The sequence below is a fragment of the Pseudomonas sp. KH_024_B2 genome (assembly GCF_057839965.1).
The window spans coordinates 1-13,960 of sequence record NZ_JBYQPS010000002.1; the positions used below are offsets into that span (position 1 = coordinate 1).

Annotated in this window: 10 protein-coding genes and 1 pseudogene; 8 read left to right on the forward strand and 3 right to left on the reverse strand. The window is 56.0% G+C overall.

What is annotated here, in order from left to right; genetic code table 11:
• The 5 genes from dnaB to AC3I0A_RS27245 all read left to right on the forward strand — a co-directional run bounded on the left by dnaB (position 1) and on the right by AC3I0A_RS27245 (position 4,212).
• Positions 1 to 1,395, forward strand: a complete 1,395-nt coding sequence (dnaB, locus tag AC3I0A_RS27225) for a replicative DNA helicase (protein WP_050682408.1) — start codon at positions 1 to 3, stop codon at positions 1,393 to 1,395.
• A gap of 473 nt (positions 1,396 to 1,868) precedes the next feature.
• The gene (locus tag AC3I0A_RS27230) at positions 1,869 to 2,300 is read left to right on the forward strand and encodes a hypothetical protein (RefSeq protein WP_050682406.1); all 432 of its coding nucleotides are present in this window, start codon (positions 1,869 to 1,871) and stop codon (positions 2,298 to 2,300) included.
• 230 nt (positions 2,301 to 2,530) lie between these two features.
• Entirely contained in the window at positions 2,531 to 3,499 is a 969-nt protein-coding gene (gene ligD / locus AC3I0A_RS27235) for a non-homologous end-joining DNA ligase (protein ID WP_489378719.1), read from the forward strand.
• Between the two features lie 36 nt (positions 3,500 to 3,535).
• Positions 3,536 to 3,811: a hypothetical protein gene (locus AC3I0A_RS27240; RefSeq protein ID WP_273878450.1), complete on the forward strand. Its 276-nt coding sequence runs from the start codon at positions 3,536 to 3,538 to the stop codon at positions 3,809 to 3,811.
• Positions 3,812 to 3,915: 104 nt separating this feature from the next.
• Positions 3,916 to 4,212, forward strand: a complete 297-nt coding sequence (locus AC3I0A_RS27245; RefSeq protein WP_156320504.1) for a hypothetical protein — start codon at positions 3,916 to 3,918, stop codon at positions 4,210 to 4,212.
• A 1,179-nt stretch (positions 4,213 to 5,391) separates the two neighbouring features.
• On the opposite strand, the pseudogene AC3I0A_RS27250 reads toward AC3I0A_RS27245, so the two are convergent.
• Positions 5,392 to 5,433, reverse strand: a pseudogene (locus AC3I0A_RS27250) (hypothetical protein).
• Positions 5,434 to 7,808: 2,375 nt separating this feature from the next.
• Positions 7,809 to 8,789 carry a ParB/RepB/Spo0J family partition protein gene (locus AC3I0A_RS27255; protein WP_489378721.1) on the reverse strand — a complete coding sequence of 327 codons (981 nt, stop codon included), beginning with the start codon at positions 8,787 to 8,789 and terminating at the stop codon, positions 7,809 to 7,811.
• 380 nt (positions 8,790 to 9,169) lie between these two features.
• Here AC3I0A_RS27255 and AC3I0A_RS27260 point away from each other — a divergent pair, with 380 nt between their 5' ends.
• On the forward strand, positions 9,170 to 9,361 hold the full coding sequence (locus AC3I0A_RS27260) for a hypothetical protein (RefSeq protein ID WP_489378723.1): 192 nt from the start codon (positions 9,170 to 9,172) through the stop codon (positions 9,359 to 9,361).
• A 139-nt stretch (positions 9,362 to 9,500) separates the two neighbouring features.
• On the opposite strand, the gene AC3I0A_RS27265 is transcribed toward AC3I0A_RS27260, so the two are convergent.
• Positions 9,501 to 9,860, reverse strand: a complete 360-nt coding sequence (locus AC3I0A_RS27265) for a hypothetical protein (protein WP_489378724.1) — start codon at positions 9,858 to 9,860, stop codon at positions 9,501 to 9,503.
• Positions 9,861 to 10,231: 371 nt separating this feature from the next.
• On the opposite strand from AC3I0A_RS27265, the gene AC3I0A_RS27270 reads away from it, so the two are divergent.
• A complete protein-coding gene (locus tag AC3I0A_RS27270; RefSeq protein WP_103403750.1) occupies positions 10,232 to 10,774 on the forward strand; it encodes a hypothetical protein in 543 nt (180 codons plus the stop codon).
• Positions 10,775 to 11,074: 300 nt separating this feature from the next.
• Positions 11,075 to 13,684 (forward strand): autotransporter family protein, encoded by a 2,610-nt coding sequence (locus tag AC3I0A_RS27275; RefSeq protein WP_489378725.1) that lies wholly within the window; start codon positions 11,075 to 11,077, stop codon positions 13,682 to 13,684.
• Positions 13,685 to 13,960 lie beyond the last annotated feature (276 nt).

A 13,960-nucleotide genomic window follows, 5' to 3' on the forward strand; every position in this document is an offset into this window, starting at 1 on the left:
ATGAACGAATTGTCCGCTCCTGAGCAATACGACCTCCAAACTGCATCTCTCAAGGTCCCACCGCATTCCATCGAGGCCGAACAGGCCGTGCTCGGTGGTTTGATGCTGGACAACAACGCCTGGGAACGCGTGCTCGATCAAGTCTCCGACGGCGATTTCTACCGGCATGACCACCGCCTGATCTTCCGCGCGATCGCCAAGCTCGCCGACCAGAACTCCCCGATCGACGTCGTGACCCTTGCCGAGCAATTGGACAAGGAAGGTCAGACTTCGCAGGTCGGCGGCCTCGGTTACCTCGGCGAGTTGGCGAAAAACACGCCGTCCGTCGCCAACATCAAGGCCTATGCGCAGATCGTCCGCGCGCGGGCAACGCTGCGGCAGCTGATCGGCATCGCGACCGAGATTGCCGACAGCGCCTTCAACCCGGAAGGCCGCACCGCTGAAGAGATTCTCGACGAAGCCGAGCGTCAGATTTTCCAGATCGCCGAGGCCCGGCCTAAAACCGGCGGCCCGGTGAGCGTGAATGACCTGCTGACCAAGGCGATCGACCGCATCGACACCCTGTTCAACACCGACAACGCCATCACTGGCCTGTCCACCGGTTACACCGACCTTGATGAAAAGACCAGCGGCCTGCAGCCAGCCGACCTGATCATCGTCGCCGGCCGTCCGTCCATGGGTAAAACCACCTTTGCGATGAACCTGGTGGAAAACGCCGTGCTACGCAGCGACAAGTGCGTGCTGGTGTACTCGCTCGAGATGCCAGGTGAATCGCTGATCATGCGTATGCTCTCGTCCCTCGGCCGTATCGACCAGACCAAGGTCCGTGCCGGTCGCCTGGATGACGACGATTGGCCGCGCCTGACGTCGGCGGTCAACCTGCTGAACGATCGCAAGTTGTTCATTGACGATACGGCGGGTATCAGCCCTTCGGAAATGCGCGCGCGGACCCGGCGCCTGGTGCGTGAGCACGGCGATGTTGCCCTGATCATGATCGACTACCTTCAATTGATGCAGATCCCGGGCTCGGGCGGTGACAACCGGACCAACGAGATTTCCGAGATCTCCCGTTCCTTGAAAGCCCTGGCCAAGGAGTTCAACTGCCCGGTGGTGGCATTGTCCCAGCTCAACCGCTCCCTGGAGCAACGTCCGAACAAACGCCCGATCAACTCCGACCTCCGGGAATCCGGAGCGATCGAGCAGGATGCCGACGTCATCATGTTCGTGTACCGGGACGAGGTGTATCACCCGGAAACCGAGCACAAAGGCATCGCCGAGATCATCATCGGCAAACAACGTAACGGCCCGATCGGCACGTCGCGACTGGCATTCATCGGTAAATACACCCGCTTCGAAAACCTGGCGCCGGGCAGTTACAACTTCGACGACGAGTAAAGCTATGTGGGCCTGACTGAGATGAGCCTTTGCTCGCTTTGAGCGCTTGTTTTTAACCGGGCCCAAAGCTACCTTAGAATCTGATTTTGGCCTGCAGAATGAACTGCGACCAAAAGGGAAGCTGGCCCATCTGCCAGCAATTCGCACCATTGGGAATTCCTGGTCCGTTTAGGACCTGATTCCCGTCTCAACCTCCCGGCAACTCTGCCCGGGTTCTTCGCCTACCGGGCACACTCTCCCGGTAGGGTGGGTGTGCCTGCAAAGCTTAATTTGGAGGTACACACTATGTCGCTAGAACCAACTTTTTCCGGCTTTGAAACCATTGAGGCTGCACACGCTCACCGTGAGTCTGCAGGAGGCTGGATTTTCGAGGCTACCACTGGAGAGGTGGTTTGGTTTCACTACCGCTATACCCCTACGGTCATCCTTGGGCACCACGCAATTTCCGGTCTAACCGGAAAGCTGGTGTGACGATGAAAGTAGAAACGGTCGTTCAGCTTCTGCCCGAGGACTGTGGTCTGCAACACTCCATCGTCCGCCTGCACAACAGCAACATCGATTCCAAGCGGTTGGACCGTGAAAGGTTTTTCCGGCGGGAAGCGGTGGTCATCTGTAATCCACGAAATGGGTCACGGGTTCTTCGGTATGCAATGGGTACACCAGGGGGCATCTCGATTACCAAGCGTGCTGTTGCCTTGGATTACGATGCTGTCGATGTGCTCGGTATCAGATTCAAAACCGACGTAGACCTGGAAATCAGGCGCGCGTCGACCTTTGAGGTCTACCAGTGGTTTTGGAACCATCCTGATCTTGGGATTCGTCTCTCGACTCGACTCGGCGTGATGGGTGGCATTCTTGGGGTTATGGGGTTTCTAGTTGGCTTAACACCATTTCTTCACTTATAGGCATCTGTTGCTCAAGAGGTGTAATGCTCCAGTCGTTGCACCTGAATGGAATAAAGGAAGGCCCGGCATGTCCGGGCTTTTTTTTGCTCGGGTTTTGAGGCTGGGCGTAGTTTGGTGGCCTGTATTGGCTTTTCGCGCCAAAGCAATCTGCGAGCAGAGTCGAATAACAATGACCTTTTGGCCTTCTGACGAATCCACAGATTAATGACCTTGCCTGCGAGACTGGTGTCATGGCTTCGCCGAAAATCTTGCCGTGCCCTGAGCGGATCAAGCCGCAATTGTTGACCATGGCCAGCCGCCCGCCAGACGGCGGCGACTGGCTGTATCAAATAAAACTCGACGGCTACAGGCTGATGGCGCGAATCGACCAGGGTGCCGTTACCCTGCTCACCAAAAATGGCTATGACTGGACGAGACGCATGCCAGTGCTCGCCCACGAGCTGCTTATGCTACCGGTGCGCTCAGCATGGATCGATGGCGAGGTAGTCGTGCAGGACGAGGATGGTCGGCCGCTGTTTTCTTCGTTGCAGTCTGCTTTCAGTAGCGGCAAAACAGATGCCTTGCGCCTTTTTGCGTTCGATTTATTGTTCGAAAACGGCCGCGATTTGCGCTCGCTGCCGATCGAGCAACGTCTATTGCGACTGAGCAAACTCCTCAACCGGGTGGAGCTGCAGCATGTGCGTTTAACCGACACCCTGGATGTCGATCCTCGCGACCTGCTGCACAATATCTGCGCGTTAGAGATGGAAGGCATCGTCTGCAAGAGAGCCGGCAGCCCTTATGCCTCCGAGCGTAACGGCAACTGGGTCAAGGTCAAATGCTCGCCACGCCAGGAGTTCATCATTCTTGGGTACACCCGCGCCGCCGGCGGCATCGGCTCGCTCCTGCTCGGCCTGCACAATGACGACGGCCAACTGGTGTATGCCGGTCGCGTGCGCTCAGGTTTTGACAACCGCATGCTCAAACGCCTGCGTCTAGCGTTGGCGGCGCTGGAACAAGCTGGCTCATCACTTCCGGCACCGCCCAAACTGGCCAAGGGTATCACCGCCGTTTGGGTACTGCCCCAACTCGTTTGTGAAGTGAAATTCACCGAGATTACCCCGGCCGGTAAGGTGCGCCACGCTGTGTTTCTCGGGCTACGCGAGGACAAGCCGGCATCAGAAATCAATCTTGAATCGGATGCTCACGACGCTCCGTGATCGCGGCGGCACGCTAAAGCATTTCAGGAGGTCACTGTGTATGAAGTCGCTTTTGAAGGCTTTGTGCTTCAGTGCGAAGTCACCGATCTGATTAACGCTGACCCCAGTCCGGGGACATGGACCAGTGACTGGGACGCCCAGGGTTATCGGGAGCTTGAGTTTCGTGTGGTGTCCGGGGTGGTCTACGACGAGAACGATAGGCCTTCGGATCTTGGTCGAAACGGCTGTGCGGAGCTGTCCGAGAAGTACGCGGAGTTCATCGAAAGCGAGTTGTGGCGACAGATCGACGCGCAATCGCATGACGTGGCATAGGGGGGCTTGTAGGTGGGCAGGATTGACGTCACCGCGCCTGTGGACACCCGATATGCGGGATCGTAATCTGCAGGCGCGATCGACTCATCTAAAAAGGCTTATTCATGAAGTTTACCCTCATTCGACGTATCTCCTTTTCGTCTCCTGAAACAGGTCTCGTCTCGAAAATTGTTGCCAAAGAGTTTGAATCAGATATTCCCCCGCAGGTGGGGTATGAATACGAAGACTCCGCCTGGGGCCGAAATGATCATCCCAAGGTCGAGTCGGTAGTGATAAACACAGAGTCAGGAATCTGCACAGTGGAGTTGGAATATCTAAAGGCCGGCAATGCCGATGCAGTTGCCCAATCTTTTAAAACTACTCTGCAGCACCCTGGCTGGAAAGACTGGCTTCAACGGTAACTCCCACACAAACCGCGCCTGTGGCCACAGCCCGCAGGCGCGGTTCTATATGGGCAGTTGTTCGTGATCGATCAGGCGATAGTTTGGGCGTTTCCCTCTGATCGCTGAAGAATGATCCACCGCTCACAGCCTTCGGCAGGTAGAGGAGCTCCCTCGATCAATTCTGCAGGTTTGACTTCAACACCCTCAGCCCTGGCCTTACTTTGAACCAACTCCCGCGCTTCGGCAGGGGAGGCGCAGTGGGAGGTGGTGAACGAGTAACCACTTGCCCCTGCAACATTGCGGTTGATTGCCGTGTAATCAGAACCTGCAGGAATGATTTCCAACCACCTGCCGAAAGGCACTTCCTTGCCATCAGCCGTCGACGCATGCACTTCAAGCACATCGCGCGGATCGTAGTCAGCTGGCAGTGACACGCCAAGCAACGAATCCAGCTGAAGAGTCCCGTTTTCATCGACGCAACCATCTGCAAGCCAAACCTGAGAACCTCTGCCATCTCGGCGCATCCAGTTCGCGTACGCAGTCGCCAGGCGCGGATCAGAATGAGAACCGCCCATAGGTCTCATATAGGCCCCGGACAGAGGTTTCATGCCCTCATGTCGGTGTTCCGCTGATAATTGAGCGAGGGCCCATGGGGATTTGGTGGCTATTAGCTGGTCATGATGTGAGACCGCATATTCCTTGTCGACAAATGCTCGAATGAACCGGCGGCGCATTTCAGCTCGGGTATTGTCATCCGGGGCATTGTGGTACAGCCACCCATACGGGTTTGAAATACAAGCGCCGATGTAGTTAACGTTCCTGGTGCTGGGATAGAGGTAGGCGCCTACAGGAATCACCAAGTTAGGGCTGGCAACGATGTTGGTCTCTTCACTCATTTCGCTGCGAAGTTCGAACCAATCCTCGAGCAGCACCCGGTGCGATGCCGCATCTTGCCCCCAAAGAAGGTCCTTGAGCTCGCTGGCGTGGTCAATGACCTCATCCAAAACCTCTTGCTTGAGCTCGTAGGAATCAAAAACAGAGGTTCGCAACCATTCCTTGATCTCACTCCACTCCTGAAGGGAAGTCTCGGCGGCATCAACCTGGCGCAGAATGACCCAACGCCGGCTTTTCTCTACCAGTTTGCCCTTGCTGTGCTCAACAATCATGCGGTTCACCCACGCGTGGGGCTCGAGTCGATTATCGAGCTCGTTGTCTTTTGGCGCGGCGTAGACGACGAATTTGCTGTTGCCTGTCAGGGCAATCCTTAGCGGCTGGTAGCCCGACTGTCGAACGAAGGCTTCAATCTCCTGGGCTTGACGTATTCCGTTCCCGGCCAGCGCGTACATCTGGTCGAGGAGGCCTTTCCACGCCGTTGGGGCCTTGCCATCCACAAACTGCGGGAGTGGCTTGCCACGGTTTGCTGCACGCCATGCAATTACCGTTTGCCTGATGATTCCGCGCGCTTCTTCGCCGTGGGCGATGGCCCCATCGGAAAGCGCCTGCAGCATCCGATTGCGGGCATCCTGCTCACTTGCTCGCTCTTGTTCGAGGTGCGCGAGCGCCAGCTTGAAGAAGCGGATGAACTGTAGGTGGCTGTAGCGAGCCTCACGGTTGTGGATGTACCACCGCAACTCTTCAGGTTCGACCGTATCGAGACACAGGAAGGCAAGGCTGTCTGATGCCCAGGTACGACGGTCAAAGGAGGTGAGATTTACGTTGCAGGCAAACTTGCGGGCTCTAGAGCCGTAGCCACCGCTCACCTCAACTTTCACGCAGAGCGAATCAGCAACCCTTGCGACAATTTTGAGGTCGATCGGGTTTGAGGGGCTGAAGACTCGATCAAAATGGTCTCCAGGCCGTTCCTTACAGGCGCTAGGGGCAGTGTCGGGATTCATGAGCTCGTGCCACAAGCACAGGACCCTACTACCAGAGCAGAGGTAAGCGTTTTTTTCTTTGATCCATTCTGCAACCGGCTGCCGAGGGGTGGTCTCGATCAGGCCTTCACCGTCATCGTCATGAATGAAGCGGCAGAACTTCTCCTGAAAGTCCAAGGTGACAAAGTGCAGCGATTCCGGCCCTGGGTAAAACTCACCGAACAATTTCTCTCGGTGGTCTAGGCCGCACATCAGCAGCAGGAATCGTTTGTAGTGCAAGGCGTAGCGTGCATGGCTGGACAGATGAGCCGTGTAGGCCACGTCCTCAAATTTGATCTGTGATCCGTCTACGCCACGAAAAATCCGGTCTTGGTCATCCCGAGACGGGAAGAGCCGGCCGGTGCCTAAATGACTTTCGACGGGACTGAACACACGATGAACATTTTCGCCATTGCGAACCATCAGGAAAACTTTGCGGTTCTCATCGTTCTTGGCTTGATTGGTCCAGCGATCACCGTAATCAAGGTCGCGCCGGGTAGTTGCCATCACTAGAACGCAACGCTCAGTCGGGAAAATCTGATTGACCAGATCATCGTGATTTCGCAGGGCGTCAAAGAACAGCTCTTCCTTGGTGAAATCAAAGTCTTCGTCGACATCTGCCCAAACGGCCAACTCTTCGTCCATCATCAATTTCTTCTGAGCAAAACTCAGCGGCTGGGATGGATCGGCCGGCTTGCCGGTGCGGATGGTCTGCACCACGACCGATTTTCCGACATAAAGGTCTAGGGACTCGATGCCCTCGATCAGCTTGGCGACATACGAACGGATATCCTCCGTCTTGGCCAGTGATGCCGCGGCCTTCTCTTCAAAAAAGGGGGTGAGCTTTTTGACCACGGTAGTAATTTCGGCTGTCTTGCCCTGAATCCATTGTGACTGGATGGTGGCCACCTGGTACTCGCGCTCAGCGACTGCTTTCATCGCCTGTACCTTCTCGGACGTGATGCCGCTGCCCAAGGCATTGGCAATGCTGCCGGTTGCCAGCTGAGACATCTCTTGTCGTACTGAAGGGGCGAAGAGCACCAGGGCCCCGCCTGCGGTATCTGACACACTCGGGGCTTCGGTTTTTTCTCGCAGCTGATCCTCGACCACCCTTGCAAGAATGTCCGGGTTAGACTGCGCTTCGATCAGTTCTGATTGCAACTGCTGGATCGTGCTGTGTATGCGGGCGGTTTCTTCGGCACGAATTTTATCGGCGTCGGGTTCGTACTCGAACTGGAGCAGGAAGTCCTTCAGCAAGAAGTCATAAGTGCCATGGCTCACATAGGTCCTGCGAACTGTGCCATCGGGCTGAGGGATTTCAATTTCCTCGCGAGTGCCGAATTTTAACGGATGCGCGCGCATGACAATGGTGTGCGCTGCGTTATCGACCCACTTGATTGACTGAAGTAGCAGAACCGAATCGAGGGCGATTGCCTTTTGCGGAATCGCCGCGATTGCGCGCCAGTACTGACCGGCCTGAAGAGACTGGAATTTCTCCACTCGCTCAAAATCCTCGAGAGGGGGGCGGGTGGTTAGCTGGGTGTTATGCGGTTCAGACATGAGGGCATTCCTGCAGTTGCGTTGAAGGAAGGCTCTCACGAAGCTGGGATATGCAAGCCTTCAACGGCGGCATCGATGGGAAAGGGAGGCATGGGGGATTAAGAGCATTCCGGGCCCCCTAAGGGGCCGGTCGAGCGGGTATTACGCTGCAGCTTCGCCATCTTCGGCAGCAGCCTTTGATTCAATGGCTTTGGCTTTTTCGTCAGCCTTTTTTTCCTTGTTACTAATTTCGTCGAGCAGCGCTTTCATCAGGGTCTGGTTCTCAGGGCTCAAGCCCTTAAAACCTGGGTCTGCGATCACTTTCTTGGCAGCGTCATACAGCGGCTTCGCCTGCTTTTTAACGACCTTCTCCAGGCTGGCGCCGGCGATGAAGCTTTTCGTGACGCTCTTTTTGCCGGCTCGCTTGGCGCTTTCCAAACCTTGCTTGAGCACATCTACGGCGCCGCCACGGTGCTTGCGCAGCATGTCCAGAGCGAGGCCGACTGAGCACTCGCCCTGCTGGATCATCGTCACAATGCTGATAGGAGCGCTAACGACTTCGAGCAATTGATCCACGTATTCAGGGCCGAAACCCAGCTTTTCTCCGATTTGTGCCGAAGTCCAGTTGAAGCCGGCCAGACGCTTGCACACCAGTGCGGTTTCGAACGTCGTCAGTGGCCTGCCGGTGTTGCTGGTGTACAGCCCAGCAATGATGTCCTGCAAGCCAATGCCCTTGGTGGGCAGCGTGACGATCGGAATGTTCAGGATTTTTGCGCCTTCGGTCAGCGCGATGCGCAATGCTGCCAGTCGGCAATGACCGTCGGCCAGATAGCAAACCGAACTTCCGTCCTCTTTTTCGACGACAAAGACCTCAAGGGGCTTGGAGGTTTTGAAGCCGTTGACCTTCATACTGTCCGCAATTTTGCGGACATGGGCCTGCAAGTCGGCGTCGTTGACGCGGACGTTCAGACCCTCCATCACGTGGATCTTGTCGATCTCTTTAACCGATGGCATCCAGAGGTCGCGCGCCTTGGCGCTCATCCCACGTTCGAGAGCGCCTTTGATGGAGCCGAGCACGAAATCGAGGGAGTACTCGCTGGCCGGGATATCGGAGTCTTTGAGGGTGGCGACGTGTTCTGTCATGTTCTCATTCCTATGAGGGATCTGGTTCGGCGTTTGTGCCTTTCATGATTCGAGAGTACTCACGATCGCTAAACTGCAAGGCCGCAATCCGGCTACAAATCCGGGTCAAACCTGCGCTTGTGGGGATCATCTGGCTGATACCGCCGGTGGTCGCAGGGTGGACGTAGCCAGTCGAAAAGAATCTTTTTGCGGGGAGTTGGAACACAGATGACGCCGGGGCTTCATGCGACCCATCAGACCGAAAAGCATGGATGGGATCGTTTCATCCCCACTCAACCCCGGGGTTGGTACCGTATTTAGGCGTGAATGGAGGCTTGCCGGATCGGTGCTTGTGGGAAAATCTGCGGTACCGAAAAGCGCCGTATCATCAAGGGGGAAGGATGAGCACGCAAATTGACCACGAGATTCGTGATGTACTCAACTCACCAGTAGCCAGCAACTGGCTCAAGGAAGCCCTTGGCAAGGCGTTAGAGCGCGATTGTGTCGACGCCGCGAACGATGCCGAAGTTCTGATGGATCTGCTCAACAAGCGCTGCGAAGAGGCCTTTAAAGGGCTCGTTCCTGTCTCCTGATCGGAGCAGTCCGCCATTCTTGCCCGGACCAGCGCCTATCGGCGGGGCTACGGTGAGCGGATCGAGCTCTGTGGATCGGTTAAAACCGGGCAATCGGCGCGATAAAATCCTTTTGGCGCCAACCGCCCTTCGCGGCGGATTATTCCCCTACGACTTCATCAATCAGTCTCTTCTCTGCCAACCGATCCCGAACCGGCGAATGCAGGCGATCGACGTAAAGACCCCGCTCATAAGTGACAATGAGTTGGGCCTTCCACTCGATGCCACTCTGAGTGGCGTCCGGCAGCTGCGCTTTGCGCGCACGCTGTCGTGCTTCGCGGTATGCACCTTGCCACTCCTCTCGTGTTGAGTTGTAGCGACCCAGGGTTGGTTGGCGGGAGAAGGGGATTCGCTTATAGATTTTTTGGGGTGTGCTTGGAGTCAGAGCCGCATTGTTACTTCCTTCGATATGAAAGGCATCGGACACGGTTTCTTTGTTTCGTGTGGGTGAGGGATTCATCTTCAGCTCCTGTCTTCGGAATAGGGTTATCCGAATTTCCCATGGACTCTTCGAACTGCAAGTTAGGGGTGAAGTGTGCTGCTGGTCACCTGGAACTGCTTCCCGGCCTTGTCTTGGCTCCTACGGCCTCTGTCGTGATTGCACTGGGAGCGCAGCGTGCCCGCCGTGATCTTTCCTGGGAGTGCGTGAGTTCGGGGCGCCGAGTGTCCCCGTCCATATCTCCGCGGTACTTGAGCGTTTTTGCAATCACTGCGCCGGCCAGTCTGGAATTGGCGACTGTAAGAGGGCCGAACTCAACCCAAGGAATGCAACCACCCTGCGATCCTTAGCTGACTGGCTATAAAGCGCAGGAAAATCCTGAAGGAGAACGTATGCCCACAGTGCAGTTCATGTCACGAATTGACGCGCAACGGTATCGGCCGGCAGGCCAAGTGCATTTGCTGTCCATTTCTGACGGTGAGGACGATCAGGCTCTGGTAGAGGCCAGTCGTTGGCGGAGTGTTGAATTTCACTATTTCGTGGATGGTGATTTCGACGAAGAAAAAATGGGGATGTTTGGGTCCAAATTTGAGCATTTGTTTCGCGACTATTTTCTGATCCCTCAGGCCGATCGTCTGCGCGAATCCATCGGTAGGCTGACCGCTACCGGATTGGACATTGTTGTGAATTGCCAGGCGGGTCGCTCTCGTAGCGCAGCTGTGTCGCAGTTCATCAGTGAGACCTACGGTTACTCACTGAGCCAGGAGACTCCTGATGCGAATCAGACTGTACTTCGTATGCTGCGTCGAGATAGTGCTTTGCTGGCGGCATATCGCGCAACGCTGGCGCCGGATCCTGCAACACCTGGTCTCAAACCCGGGGCGGTGAAAAGACTGCTGAGTTTGTTCGCGCTGTGGAGGCCGACCAAGTCCTGACGGTGCTCGGCGAACTCCGACGTACTGCTCTCCGCACTGATCACCCAACCCGGCTATGCCGGGTTTTTCATTATTTGCCCAGATTCAGGCGCGTTCATTGTTTCGATGGGACGGGAAAAAAAGCTGGGGTAGGGGGTGGACGCTGGGGCGGTGGAGCATAAGGAAACACCGAAAGAGGACGTGCCAGATGGTTCTAATAAGTGGTTCGAATAGGGGGGTTGCAGTTTACGAAGCGTCGGTATTCTGAATCTGCTCTCACCTTTCCAGCGTGAAAAAATAAAGCACATTCAAGGACTCACGATGAATCGTATCTCGCTCCCACTCTCCATGCTGGCAATCGCCGTTGCGACCTCGGCCAGTTTCGCCAATGCAGAAAGCTACGAGGTCAATGCCGGACCTAAAGTGTGGAATACCAGTGTCGCTGAAGACCTGACCATCACCGGTGGTTTGACGCTCGTCGACATTAATGGTGATCCGGTGACCCTGATCGAAGTCAATGGCACCGACACAAAGTCCATCACCAACCAGGGCATCTTGCGGGCTTTTGCCGATGGGGGTGTTTCGTTCGCTCTGAATCATGCGCTTGTTGACGGCGATGTGCTCAATGCCGGGCAGATTCAAACCAACGGGCCGAACAGCATCGGGATGTTGATCGACAGCAGCACTGTCAGCGGCTCCTTGTCCAACGCAGGCACAATCACCGTAACCGGTCGCGTCTTCCCTGTAGGGACCCCGGCCACATACGGGATTCTGGTTAAAAACTCGGACATCGACGGCAACATTGCAAACACCAACGAAATCTACGGCAGCGGTCACACGGTTGTGGGGTTGGGGATCGTCAATGACGGCCAGAATCAGATTGGCGGATCAGTAACCAACAGCCGAGTGATTTCGGTCAGCGGCGAACAGTCCATTGCCCTTCAATTGGCAGGGGCAGATGTAAAAGGCGGCGTTTCCAACTCTGGTCTCCTTTACGCCAGTGGTGCGGGCGCCAGAAGCGCTGTGCTCGAAAACTCGACGTTCGGCCCGCTGGTCAACACTGGTGTGATTAACGCCGTAGGCGCACAAGGCGTCCCGGACCGGAGTGTGACCGCCATCTATGTCGACAACGTTCAGGGTTATACCGACGGCAACCTTGGCACCGCGGTCATTCAAAACACTTCCACCATTTCCTCATCGGGCGTTGGCATCCTCAATACCGGCGCGTCTGATCTGGTAATCAACAATACCGGTCGAGGCACCATTATGGGCAGCATCGCCGCCATTGATGGTGGTGAACACACGACCCTGAACCTGGGCGGCGGATCGGTAACCGGTGACATCCTTGGCCTTAGCCAATTGAATGTCCTGGAGGACACGTCCTCCATTGTTACTGCAAAGTCCATCGAGGCTGGCTCGCTGAACGTCGGCAGCAATGCTCGCCTGTACCTGCGGACGTCTCAAAGTAGTTTGAAAGGTGATTTGCACCTGGCAAGCGGATCGGCGATGGATCTGATGCTCGCCACCGACACTGACCCGAACACTGCTTACCTCGATGTCTCGGGTACCGCAACCTTCGACGCGGGTTCGGCGGTGAAGGTTTCGGCCAAGCCTTTTGACTTTACACCGACAAAAGAAGGCGTCGAGTACGTCCTGGTGAAAGCTGGCTCTATCGCCGATAGCGGCGTGTCCGTGTCCAGCAGTTCCTATCTGTTGAACGTCAAGCAGTTCGCCGTGGACGGCACGACTGTTAAAGCAGTCGTTCAGGCAAAGACTGACGATGAGATCGGCGACATCGAAGATCCGGACGGTGGCACTGACAACGGCGGCGGCAATGGCGGTTTCCCGCATGGCAACGACAGTGTTTTCAATGGCACCACTGGCGCCATTCTGGCTATGAAAAACAGCATCCTCAGCCAGTTGCAGCCAACCGACCCGGTGTTTCAGGCGTTAAGCAACGCGCAAACCCGCGAGGAAGTGCTCAAGATCGCCAAGCAGTTGACCCCTGAGGTGAACGGTGGCAGCACTGCGGCTGCGCTTTCTGGCCAAACCATTGTTGGTGGGGCAGTAAGCAACCGCGTGAGCAGCTTGCGCACCGGCCTATCGTCGGGCGATGTACTGAAGGAAACCGGTGTCTGGGCTCAGGCGCTTTCCAATAACTCGGACCAGAACAGCCGGGGTGGTGTTGATGGATTCCAGTCCAACAGTGCTGGTATTGCGATTGGCGCCGACGGCAAGATCAACGATCAAACTACGATCGGTGCTGCGTTCAGCTACCTGAACACCAACGTGACCAGCGACAGCGGCGATAAGACGGAAGTGCAGGGCTCTGCATTCACCCTCTATGGCAGCTACCAGCTTGGTAACTGGTTCGTGGACGGGAGCATGACTGCTGGTAAAAACGACAACGACTCCAAGCGCTTCATCGTGGGGACTCAAGCCAAGGGTAGCTATGACTCCGACTTGCTGGGAGCGAGTGTCCTGGGTGGCTATGACTTCCACTTCGACAATCTGGTTGTCGAGCCTCGCGCTGGTGCCCGCTACACCAATGTGAAGATTGACGGCTTCACTGAGCACGGATCGTCGGCCGCACTACAAGTCGGTGGCCAGCGCTTTGAGGTTGGTGAGGCAGGGGCGGGGGTTCGTGTTTCCGGCAACTTCCCACTCGGTATGGGCAGTATTGAACCTGAAGCGACCGTGATGGCTTGGCACGACTTCATCGGTGACAAAGTATCCTCGACGTCCGCTTTCGTATTGGGCGGTAGCCCGTTTGTTACCACAGGTGCTTCGCCTGTCCGTGACAGCTACGAGGCAACGCTTGGTGCCAATTACCGTATCGGTGCGGTAACCGTGGGTGCGAGCTACACCTACCAAACCAAAACTGATTTCGACGGCCAAACGGTGCTCGGCCGAGTCAGATACGATTTTTAAAGCTCATCAAAAAAACCCGCTTCGGCGGGTTTTTTTTCGCCTAATGCCTCCCTCTGTAAGGCCACCAAGGAGCCTGGCTGGTATCGATAAGGCCGTGAACCAGTGCTATCTACCGGTAGATTCAAAGCAACAAAATGCCCCCCTTGCACTTTAAAAAGTTGAGTGACACTGGGTTCACAATCGTAAACAGTGGTGAACCTATGGCCGCAAATCATCATGGCGCCCCGACAAAACGTGTCTGCGCCCACACTGATATTTTCACGTACCACTATAGGA